General features: G+C 73.3%; 16 protein-coding genes. 6 read left to right on the plus strand and 10 right to left on the minus strand.

The features are described from left to right. The first annotated feature begins 91 nt into the window (after positions 1-91). From AB0J21_RS03170 to AB0J21_RS03195, 6 genes are all read left to right on the plus strand, one after another. On the plus strand, positions 92-1,009 hold the full coding sequence (locus tag AB0J21_RS03170) for a hypothetical protein (protein ID WP_363144023.1): 918 nt from the start codon (positions 92-94) through the stop codon (positions 1,007-1,009). An 87-nt stretch (positions 1,010-1,096) separates the two neighbouring features. Further along, complete coding sequence (locus tag AB0J21_RS03175; RefSeq protein ID WP_363144024.1) at positions 1,097-2,500, plus strand: NDP-hexose 2,3-dehydratase family protein; 1,404 nt, start codon at positions 1,097-1,099, stop codon at positions 2,498-2,500. Beyond that, complete coding sequence (locus AB0J21_RS03180; RefSeq protein ID WP_363144025.1) at positions 2,497-3,453, plus strand: Gfo/Idh/MocA family oxidoreductase; 957 nt, start codon at positions 2,497-2,499, stop codon at positions 3,451-3,453. The genes AB0J21_RS03175 and AB0J21_RS03180 overlap by 4 nt, the downstream gene beginning before the upstream one ends. Positions 3,454-3,559: 106 nt before the next feature. Then, positions 3,560-4,222 carry a DsbA family oxidoreductase gene (locus tag AB0J21_RS03185; RefSeq protein WP_363144026.1) on the plus strand — a complete coding sequence of 221 codons (663 nt, stop codon included), beginning with the start codon at positions 3,560-3,562 and terminating at the stop codon, positions 4,220-4,222. 243 nt (positions 4,223-4,465) lie between these two features. Continuing rightward, positions 4,466-5,974, plus strand: coding sequence for an FAD-binding protein (locus tag AB0J21_RS03190; protein WP_363144027.1), 1,509 nt, complete (start codon positions 4,466-4,468; stop codon positions 5,972-5,974). 123 nt (positions 5,975-6,097) lie between these two features. Further along, the gene (locus tag AB0J21_RS03195; protein WP_363144028.1) at positions 6,098-6,535 is read left to right on the plus strand and encodes a DUF6069 family protein; all 438 of its coding nucleotides are present in this window, start codon (positions 6,098-6,100) and stop codon (positions 6,533-6,535) included. A 236-nt stretch (positions 6,536-6,771) separates the two neighbouring features. Here AB0J21_RS03195 and AB0J21_RS03200 read toward each other — a convergent pair whose 3' ends face one another. The 10 genes from AB0J21_RS03200 to AB0J21_RS03245 all read right to left on the minus strand — a co-directional run bounded on the left by AB0J21_RS03200 (position 6,772) and on the right by AB0J21_RS03245 (position 22,471). Then, complete coding sequence (locus AB0J21_RS03200; protein ID WP_363144029.1) at positions 6,772-7,428, minus strand: response regulator transcription factor; 657 nt, start codon at positions 7,426-7,428, stop codon at positions 6,772-6,774. Positions 7,429-8,547: 1,119 nt separating this feature from the next. Beyond that, complete coding sequence (locus AB0J21_RS03205; protein ID WP_363144097.1) at positions 8,548-10,173, minus strand: ABC transporter ATP-binding protein; 1,626 nt, start codon at positions 10,171-10,173, stop codon at positions 8,548-8,550. A gap of 64 nt (positions 10,174-10,237) precedes the next feature. Continuing rightward, a complete protein-coding gene (locus AB0J21_RS03210; RefSeq protein ID WP_363144030.1) occupies positions 10,238-12,049 on the minus strand; it encodes an ABC transporter ATP-binding protein in 1,812 nt (603 codons plus the stop codon). Between the two features lie 301 nt (positions 12,050-12,350). After that, entirely contained in the window at positions 12,351-14,609 is a 2,259-nt protein-coding gene (locus AB0J21_RS03215) for an SWIM zinc finger family protein (RefSeq protein ID WP_363144031.1), read from the minus strand. Continuing rightward, positions 14,606-17,488, minus strand: a complete 2,883-nt coding sequence (locus AB0J21_RS03220) for a DEAD/DEAH box helicase (protein ID WP_363144032.1) — start codon at positions 17,486-17,488, stop codon at positions 14,606-14,608. Before AB0J21_RS03220 ends, AB0J21_RS03215 begins: the two co-directional genes overlap by 4 nt. Positions 17,489-17,708: 220 nt before the next feature. Further along, complete coding sequence (locus AB0J21_RS03225; protein ID WP_363144098.1) at positions 17,709-18,221, minus strand: sugar kinase; 513 nt, start codon at positions 18,219-18,221, stop codon at positions 17,709-17,711. A gap of 59 nt (positions 18,222-18,280) precedes the next feature. Further along, positions 18,281-19,417: an ROK family glucokinase gene (locus AB0J21_RS03230; RefSeq protein ID WP_363144033.1), complete on the minus strand. Its 1,137-nt coding sequence runs from the start codon at positions 19,415-19,417 to the stop codon at positions 18,281-18,283. 116 nt (positions 19,418-19,533) lie between these two features. Continuing rightward, on the minus strand, positions 19,534-20,415 hold the full coding sequence (locus AB0J21_RS03235) for an ATP-binding cassette domain-containing protein (RefSeq protein WP_363144034.1): 882 nt from the start codon (positions 20,413-20,415) through the stop codon (positions 19,534-19,536). Further along, positions 20,412-21,470: an ABC transporter permease gene (locus tag AB0J21_RS03240; RefSeq protein ID WP_363144035.1), complete on the minus strand. Its 1,059-nt coding sequence runs from the start codon at positions 21,468-21,470 to the stop codon at positions 20,412-20,414. Before AB0J21_RS03240 ends, AB0J21_RS03235 begins: the two co-directional genes overlap by 4 nt. Further along, positions 21,467-22,471, minus strand: coding sequence for a sugar ABC transporter substrate-binding protein (locus AB0J21_RS03245; RefSeq protein WP_363144036.1), 1,005 nt, complete (start codon positions 22,469-22,471; stop codon positions 21,467-21,469). Before AB0J21_RS03245 ends, AB0J21_RS03240 begins: the two co-directional genes overlap by 4 nt. Positions 22,472-22,535 lie beyond the last annotated feature (64 nt).

Raw genomic sequence — 22,535 nt, forward strand, 5'->3', positions numbered from 1 at the left:
GCGGCGGACACCCACCACAGGGAGGCCCCGTGCGCACGCCGACGACACGGCGGACGGGACCTGCCGCAGACGACGGAGGAGAGCCCACCGGATGACGCGCCTGAAACGTATGACGATCGCACTGGCCGGCGCCGCGCTGCTGTTCACGGGCGCACAAGGTCCTGCCGCCGTGGCGGCCCCGCCCCGGGCCGCCACGGCGCCCCTCGCCCCGGCGCCGGCGTCCCACACGGTCACCGTCGCCTCGACCGCCGAGGGGCTGTCCGCCCCGGAGAGCACCCGCCCCGGCCTCACGACCTTCGACGCCTCGACCACCGAGGCGGGCAAGGGCTGGGTGGGCCTCGCGCGGCTGAAGGACGGCAAGGGCTGGGACGACTTCCTCGGCGCCCTCTCCGGCGCCCTGTCCAACACGCCCTCCGAGGTCCCGCCGGGGGCGGCCGAGCTGGACCGGACCGCGACCCTGCTCGGCGGGCTGGTGATCCAGCCCGGCCGGCCGGGTTCCTTCACCCAGCGGCTGCGCCCGGGCCGGTACCTGCTGTTCGACTACCTGACCGCGGGCGACGCCGCACCGCGCCACCGGTGGCTGACGGTCACCGGCACCCCCGTGGACCAGGGCCTCGCTCCCACCGCGACGCTCGTGGCGCGCGACGTCGCCGGTGTCGGGCCGCGCCTGGAGGTGCGCGGCACGCTGCGGGCGGGCCGGCCGCTGCGCTACGTCAACGAGATCCCCGGCCAGGTCAACGAACTGCTCTTCGTGAAGATCGCGGAGGGCACCACCGAGGCCTCTCTGCGGGCGTACTTCGACTCCCTGCCCGAGGACGGCTCGCTGCCGCCGGGCTCCCCGTTCACCTCGGTGAGCCTGGGGAGCCTGCATCTGTCCACGGGCCGCTCCTCGGTCATCAGCGTTCCGCTGGAGCGGGACCGGTACGCGGTGATCACCTGGTCGAAGGACGCCACCGACGGGGCCAGGCTCGTCCAGAAGGGCCTGTTCGCGATCGTCGACGTCGGCTGAGCCGGAGGCCCGGCGCAGTCGCCCCCGGCCGCGCCGGGCTCCGCCACACCTCCCACCCCGGTACCCCTTCGCACCCGTGGAGTTCCCTTGACCCTGCCTCTGACCCTCACCCCACGTGACGACACGGCGCTGCTGGCGGACCGGCTCGCGCTCTCGGCCGCCACCACCCGGGGCGCGCACCTGTCGACGGACGGTTTCGAGGACTGGCTCGCCGGGCGCCGCCGGGCGAACGCCTTCCTGGTGAGCCGGGTTCCCTTCGCCGCGCTGGACGGCTGGTCGTTCGAGGAGACCACCGGCGACCTCGCGCACCGCAGCGGACGGTTCTTCACCGTCAAGGGCCTGCACGTGACCGAGCGGGGCGCCCCGTACGGCGACGGCCCGGACGCCGAGTGGTACCAGCCGACCATCGAGCAGCCGGAGGTCGGCATCCTGGGCATCCTGGCCAAGGAGTTCGACGGCGTCCTGCACTTCCTGATGCAGGCGAAGATGGAGCCCGGCAACCCGAACCTGTTGCAGCTCTCGCCCACCGTGCAGGCCACCCGCAGCAACTACACCAAGGTCCACCGGGGCGCGGACGTCAAGTACATCGAGCACTTCGTGGGCCCCGGGCGCGGCCGCGTCATCGCCGACGCGCTCCAGTCGGAGCACGGTTCGTGGTTCTTCCGCAAGTCCAACCGCAACATGATCGTCGAGGCGGACGGCGAGGTGCCCCTCCTGGACGACTTCTGCTGGCTCACGCTGGGGCAGGTGGCACAGCTGCTGCACCGGGACAACGTCGTCAACATGGACTCCCGGACGGTCCTGTCCGCACTCCCCGTCTCCCAGCCGTCCGAGGGCGCTCTGCGCTCCGACACCCAGTTGCTGTCCTGGATCACCGGCGAGCGCGCCCGGCACGACGTGCACGCCGAACGGGTCCCGCTCGCCGCTCTCCCCGGGTGGCGGCGCGACGACATGGCCGTCGAGCACGAGGAGGGCCGCTACTTCACGGTGGTGGCCGTGTCGGTGCAGGCCGGCAACCGGGAGGTCACCAGCTGGACCCAGCCGCTGTTCGAGCCGGTGGGCACGGGCGTCACCGCCTTCCTCACCCGCACCTTCGACGGCACCCCCCACGTCCTGGTGCACGCCCGGGTCGAGGGCGGCTTCCTGGACACGATCGAACTCGGTCCCACGGTCCAGTACACGCCCGGCAACTACGCCCATCTCCCTCCGGACGCGGCCCCGTTGTTCCTGGACACGGTTCTGAGGGCGCCCGCCGGGCGGGTCCGGTACGAGGCGGTGCACTCGGAGGAGGGCGGCCGCTTCCTCAACGCGGAGAGCCGGTACCTGCTCGTGGACGCCGAGGAGCAGGACGCCCCGCTCGATCCGCCGCCCGGCTACGCCTGGGTCACTCCCGGCCAGCTCACCTGGCTGGTCCGGCACGGCCACTACCTCAACGTCCAGGCCCGTACGCTGCTCGCCTGCCTCAACGCGACCCGGGCGGTGGGCCGATGAGCGCACCGGTCCGTGTCGGGGTGCTCGGCTGCGCCGGTATCGCGGTGCGGCGGATGCTGCCCGCGTTCGCCGCCTGCCCGGACGTGGAGATCGCGGCCGTCGCCAGCCGGGACGCGGCCAAGGCCGGGAAGGTGGCCGCGGATTTCGGCTGCCGCCCGGTCGAGGGGTACGCCGCCGTGCTGGAGGCGGCGGACGTCGAGGCCGTCTACGTCCCGCTGCCCGCCGCGCTGCACGCCCCGTGGGTCCAGGCGGCGCTCGACGCCGGGAAGCACGTGCTGGCCGAGAAGCCGCTGACGACGGATCCGGGGAGCACCGAACGGCTCCTGGACCTGGCCGGAAGGCGGGGGGTGGCCCTGATGGAGAACGTGATGTTCGTCCACCATCCCCGGCACGAGGTGGTGCGCGATCTGGTGGCCGCCGGGCGCATCGGTGAACTGCGTTCACTGCACGCGGCGTTCACCATTCCGCCGCTGTCCGACGGCGACATCAGGTACGACCCGGAGCTGGGCGGCGGCGCGCTGTCGGACGTCGGCCTCTACCCCTTGCGGGCGGCCCTGCACTTCCTGGGGCCGGCTCTGGACGTCGTGGGCGCCCGGCTCGTCCGGGGCGCCGGGCGGCGGGTCGAGACGGCGGGCGAGGCGCTGCTGGCCACCCCCGCCGGGGTCACCGCGCATCTCAGCTTCGGCATGGAGCACGCCTACCTCTCGCGCTACGAACTGTGGGGCGGCGAGGGCCGGATCACGGTGGACCGGGCCTTCACCCCTCCGGCCTCCCTCGCCTCCACGATCACCGTGCACGGGGGGACACCCGAGGAGATCGGGCTGCCGGCCGCGGACCAGGTCGCGGCCACGGTCGCCGCCTTCGTCGCCGCGGTCCGCGCGGGGTCCGCCCCGCGCGCCGACACCCTGCGCCAGGCCGTCCTGCTGGACGACATCCGCAGGTGCTCCGGGTGAGCCCCGCCCCGCCGCCCGCCGAGCACACCCAACCGCCTCCCGTCGGGGCGACAACCCCCGGCAATGAGGACATACTTGGCACATCGACTCCAGGAAGGCTGCCGACGTGCAGAAAACATCATCGGGCACCGTCACGGTGGACGTACGGATCGCGCTGGACGTGATCTGCGTGCACTCCTACGTCGGTTACACCCGCTTCACCCGGGCGGCGAACCGGTTGCGTGACCAGGGCGTGTCCGTCCGGGTGGATGTCCTGCCCTTCGAACTCGCCCCCGGGGCCGGCACCGAGGGGCAGCCCCTCCTCCCGGTACTGGAGCGGGCCTTCGGGCCGCAGGCGGTACGGCAGACCCTCGCCTACGCCGGTCAGCTGCGGTCGGAAGGGCTGGAACTGCACTACGAACACGCGGTGGCCACCGGCACGTTCGAGGCGCACCGGCTGATCGCGCGGGCCGCGCGCCAGGGCCGGGCCGAGCAGATGACGGAGCGTCTCTTCCGGGCGCACTTCAGCGACGGGCTGCACATCGGGGACCCCGGGGTACTCGCCCGGCTCGCCCGGGAGGCCGGTGTCGATCCGGAGGCCGTTCCGGTGGACGATCCCACCCCGGAGGACGCGCGGTTGCGGGCCGAACTGGACCGGGTCCGCGGGCTTGGAGTGACCGGGGTGCCGGTGTTCTTCGTCGAGGACCGGCCTGCGCTCACCGGGTCGCAGTCGGAGGAAGCCCTGTTCACGGCGGTGCGCGAGGCGGCCGGGACCGGCGCCGGTCTGTGAGGTGGGGGTCCGGAACCTCAACTCCACTACCGGGTAGGCACAGATCCGCGTCAAGCCGCCGCTGAAACCCTCCTGTGCCTGATTGGCTGAAGTCCCCCCTCGGCCCGGGCCGCATGCCTCCATGCGGTGATGTTTCAGGACTCAGCACAGATTGGGCTCACTATGGTTTCGCGACGCAGGTTCCTGGCCTCCGCGACAGCGGTGGCCGGTGCCACCGCGGGATTGACAGCACTGACCCCGTCCATGGCACAGGCCGCCGCGAAGATCGCCCCCGAGGTGATCGTCAGGCCGGGCGACGCCCGCTACGCCGAACTCGCGGGGCGCGGCTACAACGGCCGGTTCGTCGCCACCCCGGACGAGATCTGGCTCGTTCACGGCGCACCTCAGGTGGAGAAGGCGGTGAACCAGGCCCTCGCCAGGAAACAGCGCATCACGGTGCGCGGCGGCGGCCACTCCTTCGAGGGGCTCGTGGACGATCCGCAGTTCCGCCTCCTCGTCGACCTCTCCGAGATGAGGGAGATCACGTTCGACCCGGCGATGCGCGCCTTCTCCGTCCAGGCGGGCGCCCGTCTGAGCGACGTGTACAAGGCGCTCTACGAGGGCTGGGGCGTGACCGTTCCGGGCGGGGTGTGCCCGGAGGTGGGGGTCGGCGGACATGTCAGCGGCGGCGGGTACGGCCCGCTCTCGCGCCGCCACGGCCTCGTGGTGGATCACCTCCACGCGATCGAGATCGTCGTGGCGGGCCGGGGCGGCAGGGCCAGGACCGTCGTCGCCACCCGTGAGCCCGGCGACCCGAACCGGGACCTGTGGTGGGCCCACACCGGCGGCGGGGGCGGCGGCTTCGGCATCGTGACCCGGTTCTGGTTCCGGACACCGGGAGCCTCGGGCGGTCCGTCCGCCCTGCTGCCCAAACCGCCCGCGCGGATGCGCAAGACCGTGGTGAGCTGGCCCTGGGCCGGGCTCACCGAGGCGGGCTTCACGCGCCTGGTCCTCAACCACGGCGCCTGGCACGCCGCCAACAGCTCCCCCGGCTCCGCGTACTCCGTGATGCACAGCTCACTGCAACTGCACTCCTACTTCGCGGGCACCTGCGAGCTGGAGATCCGCTGGGACGCGACCTCGCCGGACATGGAGCGGATGCACGACGCCTACATCCGGGCGGTCAACGCCGGGGTGGGCCTGGAGCCGACGGTCACCGTCAAGGAGGGCACCTGGCTGGAGATCGCCCTGGAGCCGACCCCGAGCTACGGGGAGTACTCACGGCAGAAGTCCATGGGCGGGCACCTGCGCAAGCCGCTGACCGTCGAGCAGGTGGGCGCGATGTACCGCTCGCTGAGCGACCAGAGCCACTACGGCGCCGGACTGGTGTACCTCGCGGCGTACGGCTGCGAGATCAACACGGTCTCGTCCTCCGCCACGGCGATCCCCCAGCGGGACTCCGTTCTCAAGCTCTGGTACTCGAACAACTGGGCCGATCCGGCGCAGGACGAGATCGAGGTCGAGTGGATCCGCACGCTGCGCAAGAGCGTGCACGGTGCGACGGGCGGCTTTCCCGTGCCGAACGCCCGGCAGGACGGCGGCTACATCAACTATCCGGACGTCGACATGCGCGACCCGGCCCAGAACACCTCCGGCGTGCCCTGGTACTCGATCATCTGGAAGGACAACTACCCCAGGCTGCAGCGGGTGAAGAACACCTACGACCCGCACAACGTCTTCCGGCACGCCCTGACCCTGACCCCCACCACCTGAGCGTGGTCCGGGCGGCCGCCACCGTCCGGGCACCGGCACCGAAGCGCACAGCACTCCCCCAAGTGGCCGGGCCGGCCGGAGCGTTCTCCGGCCGGCCCGGCCCGACACCCCCCGGAGGACTTCATGACCAGCAGTAACCCCGCTGCCACCGGCACCACCACGGGGCGGCGGACGCCGCCCACCTGGCAGGTCGTGGTGGGGAGCGCTCTCGTCGCCGCGATCGTCGACGTGATCATCCTGCTGATCGGCGACGCCGCGGGAGCCTCACTGGTCCTGGAACTCAACGGTGAGCCGGACAAGATCGGCGCCGGCGACGTGATCTTCATCTCGGTCGTGGCTCCGGTGCTCGGCATCCTGGTGACCGTGCTCCTGGCCCGCTGGAAGCCGGTGTTCCTGCGCGTGGGCCAGGTCGTGGCCGGCGCGGTGGCGGTGCTCACCGCGATCGGCCCCCTGGTCCAGGACACCGACGGCGGCACGGCGGCCACCCTGATCCCGATGCACCTGTTCGTCGGCGTCGTGGTGGTGGCCGCTCTGGAGGTCGTCCGCCGGTCCAGGGCCTGAGCCGGCCCACACGAAGGCCCCGCGGAGCTGCCGGTTCCGCGGGGCGCCCGGAGAAGGCCGGGGAGCGGCGCCCCCGACAGGGCCGGACATGAAAGAAAGACCGCCGATCGCCGTTGACCGGACAGCCCTTCCAGGATCAGTGATCCTCGACTTCCTCACCTGCACGTGCCCGTGGGGGCGCGTTTCAGGCGGTCGCACAGGTCCAGGTGGTGCGCGGGTGCAGGCAGCAGGCAGGCTCAGGCGGTGCCCAGGCGGAACCCGACGCCGCGGGCCGTGACGATCCAGCTGCTCGATCCCAGCTTGCCGCGCAGGCTGCTGACATGGGTGTCGATGGTGCGGCCCGGCTCGGACCGGGAGTCCCGCCACACCTGCGCCATGATCTGTTTGCGCGTGACGACGCTGCCCGGGCGCGAGGCCAGCAGGTACAGCAGATCGAACTCCTTCCGCGTGACCTCGATGGGCCGGCCGTCCAGGCGGATCTCCCTCGTGCGCGGGTCGATGCCCAACAGGCCCACGGTGATGGCCTCGTCGGACGAGGCGGGCTGCCGCAGCGACCGCCGCATGACGGCCTCGATACGCGCGATCAGCTCGGCGAGGCTGTAGGGCTTGGGGACGTAGTCGTCCGAGCCCGCCCGCAGGCTGAGCACCCGGTCCAGCTCGGAGTCGCGGGCCGTCACGACGATGATCGGCACATCGCACAGGGCCCGGATGCTCCGGCAGAGTTCGACGCCGTCGAGGTCGGGGAGGTTCAGGTCGACGAGGAGGAGATCGGCGTTCCGGTACTGCTGGAGGGCCTGCGCTCCGGTCGGCACGCTCTCCGCCTGGTAGCCGTGCCGCCACAGGTCGTGAGTCAACTTCTGCGCCACCTGCGCGTCGCTCTCCACGGCGAGCACGCGCAGGGTCTTGCGGGATCTCCGCGCCTCCGGCCTGAAGGACGCGGTGCGCGCCGGTAACTGATGCGGAGCACGCGGTTCAACGAGCTTTATGGACTGATGCCCCATCCGAGCTGTCCCCCACTGTCCATTCGATTGAGCGGAGCGTCGAGCCAACCTCAAATCAGGTCCGCAGGAAGCCTACCGACGAAACTCCTGATCCGTCAAAGCTACTTATTGGACGGATTCGGCATTAATCGAGAACGGAAACTCCATGGAAACACAGGAGATTCGGCAGGCTATCGACCGCTGCCGGTCGCACACCACTTGACGCAGGCCAAGGTGTTTCACTCGGTCGCCAAACCATTGCACTGTGGCCGGTTTCCATTGATCGAAAAGGCTCAAACTCCCGGACGCCGTTCTCAAGTAATGGAGACGTCAACCGCATCAGTCTCCACACAGACCCGTCACAGCTCCCATATACATCGTACGCGCATATGCGTACGATGTATACGAGAGCTGGGTCACACGGCCGAGCCCTCCGACGTGGTAGCGAGCCCGGGCCGGGTGCCCGTCGAGGAGCCCGCGCAGCTGACCACCCCTGACCAGGGGAAAGGCTCGCCGGACGAGCGGACACGGGCCGGAACTCCATGAGCGTGCGGGCCCGCTTCCGCCTCCGTCCCCGCCCTGGAGCGCACCGGGGCCGTGCGCCGGGGCGTCTCCTCACCGGAACCGCGAACCGGCGGCATCCGGCCATTTCCGTCCGGCGGGATTCCGGCCCCACCGAACGGCGAGGGCGGCCGTGGTCACCCCGGTCGCCGTCGTTCGCCACCCTGTCCGGATCACCACGCCCACCCTCCGGTCACGGCATTCCGCAGCGCACCGAGCGGCCCGGGCCGTAGGCGTGGAGCAGCGAGACCGCGTGAATTCTTGATTAAACCCTGCGCGGATTCCGGCCGCCAGAGATATCCGGACATCCCTTCACGTCGCGCGGCCCGGCAGCCCGGAACTCCACGCCGGTACATATGCGCCCCTGCTCGCCGCCGATGCCCCAACGGAATACGGTCGCGGCGCTAATCGGGGGCGGCGTGCGGGGAGATCGTTCCTTTCCCTCAGGCGGTCAGGCGGTCAGCCATGTCCTCACCGGGCCACGGCCGAGTAGTAGTCCTCGTCCGTGGCGAGGAGGTTGCGGTGGGTGTCCTCGGCGGTGATGACCCCCTCGTCCAGGACGAGGACGCGGTCGGCGGCGTCCAGCAGGGCCGGGCTGCTGGTGACGACCAGGGTGGTGCGGCCCCGGCGCAGCCGGGCGATGTTGCGGGCGACGAGCTGTTCGGTGACCGCGTCGACGGCCGTCGTCGGGTCGTGCAGCACGAGGACCTCCGCGTCGGCGGCCAGGGCGCGGGCCAGGGAGAGCCGTTGGCGCTGGCCGCCGGAGAGGTTCGCGCCCCGGTCGCGCACGCCGTGGTCGAGCCCTTCGCGGTGCAGAGCGACGACATCGGTCAGCATCGACGCCTCGACGGCCTCGGCGACCAGCCGGCTGGTTCCCGCCGGGTCGATGTTGGTGCGCAGGGTGCCCGCGAAGATCTCCCCGTCGTACGGGTTCACCAGCAGGTGTTCGCGCACCGCCTCCACGGACAGGTCCGCCACGGGCACTCCGCCGAGCCGCACCACTCCCGCGTACGCCTCGGGCGGGACGTTCAGGGCCAGGATCGAGGCGAGATCCGCCGCAGCGCGCGGCTGGTAGCCGGCGATCGCCACGAACTCGCCGGCCCGCACCCGGAACGTCAGTTCCCGCAGCGTCCCGAACCGGACGCGGTCGACGTCGAGGTCCCCGCCCGCGGCCGGGCGCCCGGAGCCCGGGGCCGTCACCGCGGGGGCGTCCAGTACGAGCGCCATCCGCTGGGCCGAGGCCCGCGCCGTCATCACGTACTTCGGCATGTCCGAGAACAGTCTGAGCGGCTCCATGATGAACTGCGCGAGCCCCACGGCCATGACGAGTTCCCCGACGCCGATGCGGCCCTGGAAGGCCAGCCGGCCCGCCGTCAGGGTCACGGCGGCGGCGAGGACCGCGTTCAGGGCCAGGGCGACACCGGCGTACGCGCCGTTCGCCCCGGCGACGGCGACCGACTGGTGCCTGGCGTCGGCGCTGACCCTCCGGTAGGACCGGAAGGCCGCTTGGTTGCCGCCGAAGCCGTGCAGCGGGCGCAGGCCGGTGATCAGGTCGGCGACCTTCGCACCGGCCCGCGCCACCCGGGCCTGCTGTTCGCGGGTGCCCGCGCCGATCCGCCGGGACATGACGCTCAGGACCGACAGGATCGCCGCGGTACCCACGATCACGAGGAGGCCGAGCCGCAGGTCGGCCAGGCCCAGTGCGACCGCCGCGACGGCCACCGCGACCAGCGAGCTGATCAGCAGCGGCACGACCTCGATGATGTCGGCCGTCTGGTCGGCGTCCTCGGTGGCGATGGTCAGCACCTCGCCGGACTTGAGGCCGAAGTCCCTGGCCACCGGTTCGAGTCCGCGGCCGGCGACCCGCACCCGCCAGCGGTGCGCCTCGGTCGTGTTGGCCTTCTGCAGGACGCGCATCCCGAACCGCCACGACAGTGAGACGGTCGTGATGATCACGGCCAGCGCGGCGATCGACAGCGCGAGCGAGCCGAGGCTCCGGTTCTCGCTCAGCGTGTGTTCCACGATCAGGCCGAGCGCGATGGGGAACGCCGTCTCGCCCGCCTGGTACAGGCCCATGAGAACGGTGCCCAGAGCCATGGCGCCCAGGTTGCGGCGCAGCGCGGTACGCAGGATGCCGGCGCCCGCACGGCGCCGCCGCTCGTCAGTTGTCAACGGACGTCACCCGGCTGCCCTCTCGCCAGGCACGCCACAGCCGCGCGTAGCGGCCGCCCAGGGCCACCAGTTCGGCGTGCGTGCCTTCTTCCACGACGCGTCCCGCGTCCAGTACGGCGATGCGGTCCGCCGCCATCGCCTGGGTCAGCCGGTGCGCCACGAAGAGCGTGGTCCGGCCGGCGCAGGCGGCCAGCACGGCCCGCTCCAGTGCGGCAGCGCCCTCGCTGCCCGCCTCCGCGGTCGACTCGTCGAGCACCACCACGGGGGCGCGGCCCAGCACGAGTCTGGCGAGGGCGACGTGGGCGACCTCGGTGGCGTCCAGCCGCTCCCCGCCCTCGCCGACCGGGGTGTCGAGCCCGTCGGGCAGTGCCTCGGCCCAGCCGCCCGCGCCGACCGTGCGCAGGGCGGCCGTCAGCTCGGCGTCGGTCGCCTCCGGCGCGGCCAGCCGCAGGTCGTCGGCGAGCGGGCCGGAGAACACGTGCGTCTCCTGGGTGAGGATGCTGACCAGGGCTCGCGCACCGGCCTCGCCCAGCGTGGCGAGGTCCTGGGAGCCGATCCGCACCGAGCCCGCCTCCGGCGTGCCGATGCCCGCGATCAGCGCGGCCAGCGTGGACTTGCCCGCGCCCGTCGCCCCGACCAGCGCGAGCGAGCCGCCCGCCGGGATCTTGAGGTCGATGTCGCGCAGGACCGGCTCCTCGGCGCCCGGGTAGCGGAAGGTCAGCCCCTCGACCGTCACCGGGTACGCCACGGCCTTCGCCGGCAGGACGGAGGGGTCGCCGACAAGGCGGTCCTCGGCGGGCTCGGACTGCGCCCCGACCAGCCGGGTCAGGCTCGCGCCCGACTTCTGCGCCTCGTCGAAGGTGAACATGATGGCGCCCAGCGGTGTGAACAGCCGGTGGAACATGAGCGGGGCCGCCGCCACGTCGCCCAGGCTCGCGGCGTCCGCCTCCAGGAGGGCGTACCCCACCACCAGGATCAGGACCAGGCCGATGAACTCGGCCCGGTTCTCCCTGCCGACGAAGCGGCCGAAGAACCGGAACACCTCGACGCCGAGTTCACGCACCCGCCACGACTCGCCGGTGACCTGCGCGCGGACGGCACCCTCCAGGCGGTACGCCCGCACCGTGTCGATCCCGTCCAGGCCGCTGATCAGGACCTGCGCGCGGGCCGCCTGGGCCACCCGCTGCTCGCGGTAGAGCGGGGCGGACCGGGGAAGGTACCAGCGCAGGGCGAGGGCGTACGCGGGCAGCGCTCCGGCGCCCGCGAGACCGAGCCGCCAGTCAAGACCGAACATGCCGGACGTGGCGACGAGGACGAGTACACCGGCCGAGAAGACCGTGGGGACGGCCGTGCGGATGCCGTTCGACAGCACGGCCACGTCGTCACCGACCCGGGCCAGCACATCGCCCCGGCCCACCTGTTCGACGCGCGCGCTCGGCATCCCGAGCACCGCCCGGACGGCGCCTTCCCGCAGCCGCGCCAGCAGGTCCGCGCCCAGCCGCCCGATCAGGTAGGTCGACACTCCGGTGGCCGCGGCGCCGAGCAGCGCGGCGGCCACCATCAGGGCCCCGATCGTGACCAGGACCGACTGTGACCGCCCCGCGACGACCGCGTCGACGACCCGGCCGAGCAGGAGCACGGGGAGGATCTGCAGCGCCGCCCCGGCCACCGTGGTGAACACCATGGCCGCGGACAGCCAGGGCACGTCGCGGCAGTGTGCGCGGACCCAGCGCGCCGCCTCACGTCCGGGCGCCGTACGCAGCGCCGTGGCGGGGACGGGCGGCGAACCGACGGCGCTCACGCCGGGACCCGGTCGGGGCGGGGACGGGACAGCAAGGTGGACGGCCTTTCGCGTCGGTCGGCTTCGTGAGACGTCGACCGCGTACGGCACCAGTGCGCACAGGCGTGGGCGTACGGCGGGGACCACCAGGTGCCCGTGCACGCCGCGCCGTCGCGACAGGTCGACGCCCCCAGCTTAGGCGAGCCTTAGCTGACGTTCACAGGCGAGCCCCGGCTGATCCCGCGGACCCGCCGACCGCCCTGCCGTGGGCCCCGGCCGCCCGCCGTGCCGCCTGTGCGGGACGCGTCCATTTCGTCCCGCTTCACCTCACGTCCGCCTCGTCCGTCTCCCCCGGTTCGGCCGTCGTCGTCTCGCCGAGGAGGCTGTCGAGCACGGCCGCCGGGTCCTGGCCGGGGGTGCCGCGCGGCCACCAGTCCTCGGCCCCCGGCTCGGACTCGTATCCGTACCAGGTGCCGTCCCGGCCCAGGCGCAGCTGGTGCCGTCCGCCCGGCCGGGTCAGCCGGTTGTGCCAGGGGCGGTACGGGGCGTGCCCGTACGCGAGGAGCAGGGGTCTGGCCCGGTCGAAGGGGCCGGCCGGCGGGTCCCACGGTTCGCCCTCCAGTACCTCAAGGGCCTCGGCCCCGCCGCGTCGCCAGGCCGCCACGGCGCGCATCAGGTCGGTCGGGGTGCGCCCGGCGGCGACGGCGAGTCGCGTGTACAGCGTGCGGCCCGAGGAGGTGAGCCCCGAGCCGGGCCGGGACGCGGCCAGCCGGACCGCGTCCCGCCACAGGCTCAGGCCCGCGACCGGGTCGGTTCCGGTGCGCAGGAAGGTGAGGGCGCGGGTGGCTGCGTCGCTCGCCACCTGGTCCAGGGCCAGCGGGTCGGGCCCGCCCTGCGCCGCCGGGTAGGGCGGGGGCGGATCGATCCGGTCGAGGCGGGGCAGCGGCGGGGGCAGGGGACGCAGCGGGCGGGACAGGGCCTCGGCAGCGGGCATGCCGGGCAGCCGCTCGGCGCGGCCCTCCTCCTCGGCGGCCAGGTGGGCGTGGCGCCGGGTCAGTGCGTCGACCAGGTCCTCCTCGCCGCGGCCGCGCAGCAGGAGCAGGACGAAGGGGTCCTCGGCGATCAGCCGGCCGACGCGGTACGCGAGGGCCGCGGCGTGCTTGCAGGGCCGGGCGGCGTCCGGGCAGCTGCACTCGGGCGCGGGCTCACCGGCCGCGGGGGGCAGGGCGGCGCCCTCGGCGGTCAGCAGCGCGGCGGGCAGTTCCTTCTCCAGCAGCGCCGCGAGCCGTTCGGGGCGGGCCGCGAGCGCGTCGAGCAGCGGGGCCCACTCCGCCTCGTCGAAGGTCCGCAGCCGCAACCGGGCGCGGTAGGGCCTGGCCCGGCTGCCGTGGACGTAGGCGAGCGCCTGCCCCGGTGTGACGGTGACGGCGGCGACCTGACCCTGTTCCTCGTAGCGCCGGCCCCGCTCCAGTCGGCCCGGATCGGCGGACAGGCCGGTGACCGCCTCCTCCCACGCGCCGGACCACACCGTCGCGGAGCCTGCGCCCGGGTCGCCCACGGGGGCGTCGGCCGGGAAGGTGCGACGGGGGCCGCCGGGGGGCGCGGTGGCGGTGTGGGCCTGGCGCCTCGTGCGGGAGCGGGCCGAGACGGGATCGGTCCCGGTCTCGGCGGGCGCGGCGATGCGGGAGCGGGCGAGGGCGGCGGCCGACAGGAGGGGGTCGGCGGCGCGCTGCGACGCGGTGGGCACGGAGGAGGCGGAAACACCCTCGCGGGGGCCTTGTTGTGCGGGCTCGGGCCGCTCGGCGCGTGCCTGGCGGCGCGGCGGGCCGTCCTCCCGTGCGTCACCGGTGCCGGCCGACTGCGGTACGGGCGACTCCTGTTGGGCCTGCTGCCCTTCGGCGGGGTCCCGTTCGGTCCGTTCCCGGCCCGTCGGCTCCCGTTCGGCCGGCTCCCGTTCCGCCCACTCCCCGTCGGCCGGCTCCCGTGCGGCCGGCTCGTCCGCGTGCGGCTCCTGCGCGGCTGTCCCCCGCGTGTCCGGTTCGCCGCCGCGCGCGACGCTTGCGCGCAGGGCCGCGCGGGCCGCGTCGCCGGGGCGCGGACGGGTGGTCTCCTCGCCGGGGCCGAGGGTCGTGGCGGCCGGCGCGGTGGGCGCGGGGCCGGACCCGGCGGTTCTGCGTGCTCTGATCTGCGCGCGCACCCGGTCCGCCGGGTTCCCCGCCGCGTCCTCCGGTGGAACGGCCGGGCCGGTGCGGTGGCGCGCCGTGGCCGAGGCGCGGGCGCGCGCGGCCGGTCCCGGGGGACGCCCGGAGGTGTCGCGGCGGGGGGCGCGGCGGATCGCGGCCCGGGCCCGCTCGGCGGGCGAGGGTCCGTCAGCCGGGTCCTCGGAGCCGGACTCGGCTCCGGCTCCGGGTTCCGGCTCGGACTCGGCTCCGGGTTCCGGTTGGATCTCGGGTTCGAGTTCGGGCGCGCGGGCGGCGCGCGCCGCTTCGTCCGGTGCGGAGGCGTGCTCCGCGTCGCCCGCCCCGGCGGCGGCCGGGTCTTCGGCGCCCTGCGGACGCGCGTGCGCGTCGTCGGCTGTCACGGCTGCCTCCTCAGCGACACGAGGTCGGCCAGGTCCCGGTCGGTGAGTTCGGTCAGGGAGGACTCGCCGCCCCCGCCGAGCACCGCGTCGGCGAGCGCCTGCTTGTCGGCGAGCATCGCGGCGATGCGGTCCTCCACGGTGCCCTCGGTGATGAGCCGGTGGACCTGGACGAGCTGGGTCTGGCCGATGCGGTACGCGCGGTCGGTGGCCTGGTCCTCGACGGCCGGGTTCCACCAGCGGTCGAAGTGCACGACGTGCCCGGCGCGGGTCAGGTTCAGCCCGGTACCGGCCGCCTTGAGCGACAGGACGAGGATCGGGGTGCGGCCCGCCTGGAAACGGTCCACCAGCCGGTCGCGTTCGGCCACGGGCGTACCGCCGTGCAGGAGTTCGGCCGGCAGCGCCCGTCGGGACAGGTGCTCGGACAGCAGCCCGGCCATGCTCACGTACTGGGTGAAGACGAGCGCCGAACCGTCCTCCGCGAGGATCGTGTCGAGGAGTTCGTCGAGCAGGGCGAGTTTCCCGGAGCGGCCGGCGAGGCGGGCGCCGGGTCCTTCCTTCAGGTACTGCGCGGGGTGGTTGCAGATCTGTTTGAGCGAGGTCAGGAGCTTGAGGACGAGGCCCCGGCGGCTCATGCCCTCGGCCGCCTCGATGGCCGCCATCGACTCGCGGACCACCGCCTCGTACAGCGCGGCCTGTTCCCGGGTGAGCGGGACGGGGCGGTCGGTCTCCGTCTTCGGCGGCAGTTCGGGGACGATTCCGGGGTCGGACTTGCGGCGGCGCAGCAGGAACGGGCGGATCAGCCGGGCGAGGCGTTCCGCGGCCTCCGGGTTCTCCAGGTGTTCGCCGTTCTCCACGGCGCGGGCGTGCCGGGCGCGGAAGGTGGTGAGCGGGCCGAGCAGCCCGGGCGTGGTCCAGTCGAGCAGCGCCCACAGCTCGGACAGGTTGTTCTCGACGGGGGTGCCGGTGACCGCGATCCGGGCGGCGGCGGGCAGGGTGCGCAGCGCCTGGGCGGTGGCCGACCGCGGGTTCTTGACGTGCTGGGCCTCGTCGGCCACGACCAGGTCCCAGTCCTGTGCGGCGAGGCGGGTGGCGGAGCCGCGCAGGGTGCCGTAGGTCGTCAGGACGAAGCCGCCGCCGAGCAGGTCGAGGTTGCGTTCGCCACCGTGGAAGCGGCGCACCGGGACGCCGGGCGCGAAGCGGTTGATCTCGCGCTGCCAGTTCCCGAGCAGGGAGGCGGGGCAGACCACGAGCGTCGGGCGTTCGCCGGGCAGCCGGGACCGGCTCAGGTGCAGGGCGATGACGGTGACGGTCTTGCCGAGGCCCATGTCGTCGGCGAGGACCCCGCCCAGGCCCAGCGAGGTCATGAGTTCGAGCCAGGCCAGGCCCCGGGCCTGGTAGTCGCGCAGGGTCGCGTGGAGGCCGGGGGGCGGCTGTGCGGGGCGCAGTCCGGCGGTGAGCCGGTCGCGCAGGGTGGCGAGGCTGCCGGCGGGGACGGCCTCGACGGTCTCGCCGTCCACCTCGGCGGTGCCGGTGAGGGCGACGGTGAGCGCGTCGAGGGGGTCGAGCAGGCCCAGTTCGCGTTTGCGGGCCCGGCGCACCAGCTCGGGGTCGACCACCACCCACTGGTCGCGCAGCCGGACCACGGGGCGGTGGGCCTCGGCGAGCTGGTCCATCTCGGCCTCGGTCAGCTCCTCGCCGCGCAGCGCGATCTGCCAGCGGAACTGGAGCAGCGCCTCCGTCTCCAGGAAGCCGGTGCCGTCGGTCGCGGAGCCGGGGGCGGGGCGGACCACGGCGGTCGCGGTGAGGTCCTGGGCGAGGTCGCGGGGCCAGTGCACGGCGACGCCCGCGGCGTCGAGCCGGGCGGCGGCGCGGCCCAGCAGATCGTGCAGCTCCTCCTCGCTGAGGGCGAGCACCCCGGGGACGTCGAGGTCGGCGAGGCGGGCCAGCGGGGGCCAGACCCGGGCGGCGCGGCGCAGGGCGAGGGCGGCGTCGACGCGGGCGCGCGGGCCGAACCCGGTGCCGCCGTCGCCCTCGCCGGTCCACAGGGTGCTCGCATCGGTCACCAGGGTGGGGTCGGCGAGGCTGTGGACCTGGACGATCGCGGCGCCGCCGGGCCGCTCGGCGGCGTCCTCGGAGGCGTCGAAGAGGGTGTCGGCGGCGAGGTCGAGGCGCAGCGAGACGCGGACCCCGCTGTCCGTTCCGGCCGCGGCCTCGGCCGCCCAGTCGCGGGCGCCGGGCAGCCGGACCGGTTCGCGGGCGGCGAAGGGGGCTCCTGCGGCGTGCGGGGCGGCCGGGGTGCGGGGCAGGGTGTCGGCGACCGCGTCGAGGAAGGCCCGTACGAGCGCCTCGGGGGCGGGTACGCGCGGGGGGCCCGCGCCCGGCAGGGGGTGGGCGAAGCCTTCGGCGGGGAGGGCGGCGGCGAGGGCCCGCAGGTGGGCGGTGTCCCGGGCGTCGAGCGGTCCGGCCCGCCAGGTGTCGAGGTCGCCTGCCGCGAGCCCGGGGACCAGCCTGCCGCGGGCCACGAGGCGCAGGGCGTGCAGGGCGGCGGCGCCCCAGCAGGCGGTCGCCGGGTGGGCGGAGGCGGTGGAGCTCGCGGCGACGAGCACCGGGAGGGCCTCCTCCATGCCGAGCAGCAGGACCGGGACCTCTTCGGTGCGGGGCCGGCCGTCCTCGCCCGGTCCGTCCTTCCCCGCGCGGACCACGGCGAGGGTGCTCTCCCGGCCCTGCCCGGTGGCGGGGAGGGCGGCCCCGGACGGGTCCCAGAAGGCGAGGCGGCTCTCGCGGCGCAGGGGGGCGGCGAGGAAGACGGCGGCGGCCCGGGACAGGCGCGCACCGGACGGGGCGCGTCCGGGGACGCGTGCGTCGTGCGCCGTGCTCATGCTCACCACCTCCGCCTCCGCCTCTGCCCGGGCTCCACCGGGCTGCCTGCCCCGCATCTGCCGCCCCCGTACCCGCCGCTCGCACCCGCGTGGTCCGGCGACGGGCGCCCGCCCTGGTCACAGGGGCGGGACCGACGCCTTCGACTCTACGGGCGGGCTCGGACATTCCGGTCGGCCGGCGGTCCGGGCCGCCGGTTCCCGGGGGCTCGCGCCGCCCCGGCTACGGCGTCGTGTCCGCCACCACGTACACGACGGGGTGCTTCTTGTCGGTGCGGTCCACCGTGACGTCCTGACTGGGCCGCGGGTCGTCCTGGTGGTGGACGAGCCCGGTCCAGCGCACGCTCTTGTCGAAGCTCCAGCCGGTGATCTTCCGGTCGCGGGTCTTGATCGTGACGCCCGGCCTCAGGTCGCTCTTGGAGCGGTCGAGGGTGTGCAGGAACTTGGTCAGGCCCTTGTCGGTCGTGCGGAACTGGACGTAGAGCCGGCTGGTGCGCCAGTTGTTGGTCTCGTAGTACGCGACGAAGGACGACACCCCGCCCTTCGGGATGTCCACCTCGTAGATGCGCCGCTGCACCTTGGAGGGCCAGCCCGCGGTGAGCCCGGTCGCCGAGTACTTGTCCTCCTTGTCGCGGCCGCTGTCGCGGCTCTGCGCGGCGGAGATCAGCAGGTAGCCGGCGGGCACCCCGATGAGCAGCACGATGATGAGGAGCGTCAGGGAGCGGCGCCGGATCATCGCGGAGCGGGTCTCGGGTGCCCTCTCCCCGTGGGGCGGGCCGGGCTGCTGGGGAACGCTCACGTAAGTCCCCGGGTCGTGCCGGTGCGGTCGGCCGCCTGCGTGTAGCGCTCGTAGCGCTCGACCCGGCGTCGGTTCGCGCGCCGGAAGCGGCGGGCGACCAGCCGGGCGAGGTCCGCGGCGCCGACCATGCCGGCCTCCGGGCCGAGCTGCGCCTTCGCGATCCGGGCCTCGGGGCGGTAGCCGCGGCCGGTGAGCTGGCGGCGGAAGGCGTCCCTGGCGGGGCCGATGAGGAGGTCGTCGGCCGCGCTGACCCCGCCGCCGATGACGAAGCAGGAGGGGTCGAGGGCGGCGGCCAGGTTGGCGATGCCGACGCCGAGCCACTGTCCGATGTCCTGGAGGAGTTCGACGCACATCGCGTCGCCGGAGCGGGCCAGCTCGGTGATGAGGGGGCCGGTGATGTCGCCGACGTGGCCGCCGACCCGGTCGATGATGCCGTGCGCCACCGGGGAGTCCGCGGCGGCCAGCTCGCGGGCCTCGCGCACCAGGGCGTTGCCCGAGCTGTACTGCTCCCAGCAGCCCCGGTTGCCGCACGGGCAGCGGTGCCCGCCGGGGACGACCTGCATGTGGCCGAACTCGCCGGCCACTCCGAACTTGCCGCGTTTGACCCGGCCCTCCTCCAGGATCGCGCCGCCGATCCCGGTGCCCAGGGTGATCATGACGAGGTGGTCCTCGCCGCGTCCGGCACCGAAGCGCCACTCTGCCCAGGCGGCGGCGTTGGCGTCGTTGTCGACCATGACGGGGACCGCGAGGCGGCCCGAGAGGCGGTCGCGCAGCGGCTCGTTGCGCCACGCGAGGTGGGGGGCGAACAGCACGCGGTTGCGTTCGGCGTCGACCCAGCCGGCCGCGCCGATGCCGACCGCGTGCACGTCGTGCCGGTCGGAGAGGTCGAGGACCAGTTCGGTGATGGTGTCCTCGACGACCTTGGGGCTCTTCGACTTGTCGGGCGTCTCGGTGCGGAGGGTCTCCAGGATCTGGCCGTCCGCGTCCACGACGCCGGCCATCACCTTCGTACCGCCGATGTCGATGCCGACCGTCGGGACGCGGGGAGCGCTCAGGTGGGAACGGCGCTCGCGGGTCCCGACGGTGCGCGTGCGCAGGACGGTGGCGCGGGCGGAGCCGCGATACGTGCTCATCGGGTCCCTGCTGGATCTCGGGGGTGGTCGGCCGGCGGGCCGGCGGCGGACGGTGCCCACCGGCCCTCGATTGTGCCATTGCCCGTCGCGTCGCCGGACTCAGCCGTGCGGCGGGCTCAGACCCTCGGCGTGCCGGGGCCGCCGAGCTGGGGGGCGGGGGTGCGCTCCAGCTCGTGGCTCAGCTCCTCCAGCTCGGAACCGCCCGCCATCTGCCGGGTCAGTTCGTCGAGCGTGATCTCGTCCCTGCGGTGGCTGCCCGCCATGGTGCCGCGCTTGAGGAGCACGAAACGGTCCCCGACGAGGTAGGCGTGGTGCGGGTTGTGCGTGATGAGGACGACACCGAGACCCGCGTCGCGGGCGGCGGCCACGTACTTGAGGACGACGCCGGACTGCTTGACGCCGAGCGCGGCGGTGGGCTCGTCGAGGACGAGGACCTTCGCGCCGAAGTAGACGGCGCGGGCGATGGCCACGCACTGCCGTTCGCCGCCGGAGAGGGTGCCGATGGGCTGGTCGACGTCGCGCAGGTCGATGCCCATGCGGAGCATCTCGGTGCGGGTCGTCTCGCGCATGAACTTCACGTCCATGCGCTTGAAGGGCCAGACGCCGGTGACGGGCTCCGAGCCGAGGAAGAAGTTGCGCCACACCGGCATGAGCGGGACCACGGACAGGTCCTGGTACACCGTGGCGATACCGAGGTCGAGCGACTGGCGCGGGGAGGACAGCCGGGTGTCCTCCCCGTTGAAGCGGAAGGCGCCGGCGTCGTGCTGGTGCAGCCCCGAGATGATCTTGATGAGGGTGGACTTGCCGGCGCCGTTGTCCCCGAGCACGCAGCTGATCTCGCCCGCGCGCACCTCCAGGGAGACCCCTTCGAGGGCGCGCACGTTGCCGTAGTACTTACTGACGTCGTCCAGCTCGACCAGCGGGGGCGCGGTGTCCTGGAGGGCCGCTCCGTCCTCGGTGGGCTCGTCCGCGGCGGTGTTCTTGTCGTTCGTCGTCATGAGGTGGCCTCCGCACGCTTGCGCACCCACGCGTTGAGCAGGGCGGCGAGGAGCAGCATCGCTCCGAGGAAGAACTTGTACCAGTCCGGGTTCCACTCGGCGTAGACGATGCCCTTGCTGGTCATGCCGAAGATGAGAGCACCGATCGCGGAGCCGATCGCCGAGCCGTAGCCGCCGGTGATCAGGCAGCCGCCGATGACGGCCGCGATGATGTAGATGAACTCGTTGCCGACGCCCTCGCCGGACTGGACGGCGTCGAAGGAGAACAGCAGGTGCTGGCCGACGATCCAGGCGCCGAAGGAGATGCCGAGGTACAGGGCGATCCGGGTTTTGGTGACCGGCACGCCGACCGCGCGCGCCGCGTCCTCGTCGCCGCCGATCGCGAAGACCCAGTTCCCGGCGCGGGTACGCAGCAGGATCCAGGTGCCCACGGCCACGAGGCCGATCCACCACAGGATGGTGACCTTGAAGTCGACCCCGCCGATCGTGAGGGTCGAGGCGAACAGGGAGCGGGCGGAGGAGAAGCCCTCCATGTCGGCGATGGTCTTGGTCGAGACGCCGCCGCTGATGAGCTTGGTGAGGCCGAGGTTGAGGCCGGTCAGCATGAGGAAGGTGCCGAGCGTGATGATGAAGCTCGGCAGTTTCGTCCGGCTGCGCAGGTAGCCGTTGAAGAAGCCGATGGCCAGTGTGACCAGCAGGGACACCCCGACGCCGACCCAGACGTTGGCGGTCATCTGGTAGCTGAACATCGAGGAGACGAGCGCCGAGGTGGTGACCATGACACCGGCCGACAGGTCGAACTCGCCGCCGATCATGAGCAGCGCGACCGGCACCGCCATGATGCCGATGGTGGAGGCCGCGTACAGCACGGTCGCCAGGCTCGTGGTGCGCAGGAAGCTGTCGGCGAAGACCGAGAAGAAGACGAGGACGGCGACGGCGCCGACGACCGAGCCCAGTTCCGGGCGACGCAGCAGCTTGCGCAGCGTGGAGGTGCGCAGCACGCGCTCGTCGCCCCGGGGTGGCTCGCTGTGCGGGGCGGGGGCGGTGGTGGTCATCGGGTCTCCCGCTTCGTGTACTCCTCCAGCGCGGGGGCGTCGGCCTGCGTGATGATCTGCGGTCCGGTCAGCACGGGCTTGCCACCGCCGAGCACGTCGGCGTTGTAGCGGTAGAGCCACAGCAGGTCCACGGCCTGGTAGCCCTGGAGCCAGGGCTGCTGGTCGACGGCGAAGCCGAGCTTCTTGGCCTTGAGGGAGGCGGCGACCTTGGCGTTGAGGTCGAAGGTGTCGACCTCGGCCTTGCTGCCGGCGCCGTCCTTGGCCTGGACGGCGGCGTCGGCGAAGGGGGCGCCGAGGGTCACGACGGCGTCGATGTCCTTCTCGGACTGGAGCTTGGCCTCCAGGGACGCCTGGACGTCGGGCATGTTGGTGCCGGTGACGTAGATGTTCTCCATCGTGCCGTCGAAGGTCTTCTTCGCTCCGGCGCAGCGCTGCTCGTGGCCGACGTTGCCCTGCTCGTGCAGGACGCACAGCGCCCGCTTCTTGCCGCGTTTGTTCAGCTCCTCGCCGACCGCCTCGCCGGCGATGGTCTCGTCCTGGCCGATGTGGGTGAGGGCGCCGAACTTCTTGGAGTCCTCGGAGCCGGAGTTCACGGTGATGACGGGGATGCCCGCCTTCTCGGCGCGGGCCACGGCCGCCTTCATCGCGCCGGGCTTGGCGAGGGTCACGATGATGCCGTCGACCTTCTTGTCGACGGCGGCGTCGACGAGCTGGGCCTGCTGCTGGCCCTGGTCGTTGTGGGAGTACAGGAACTTGATGTTGTCCTTGAGGGCGGCCTGCTTGGCCCCGTTCTGGACGATGTCCCAGAAGGTGTCGCCGTCTCCGGAGTGGGTGATCATGGCGAAGGTCCAGCGCGGGGTGTCCACCGCCGCCCTGCCGCCCGCGGCCGCGGCCTTGCTGGCGTCCTCCGCGCGCTTGCCGCCGGTGCTGCTGCAACCCGCGAGGGAGAGTCCGAGCGCCGCTGCGACCGCGATGCTCACCCAGGTCCGAAACCGTGCCACGAGGACATGCCCTTCTTCGTCTTGCCGTATGTGTGCGGATGCCGCGAGGCCGGGATTCCCGTCC

The organism is Streptomyces sp. NPDC049954, assembly GCF_040656295.1.
In the GTDB taxonomy this organism is placed as follows: Bacteria; Actinomycetota; Actinomycetes; order Streptomycetales; family Streptomycetaceae; genus Streptomyces.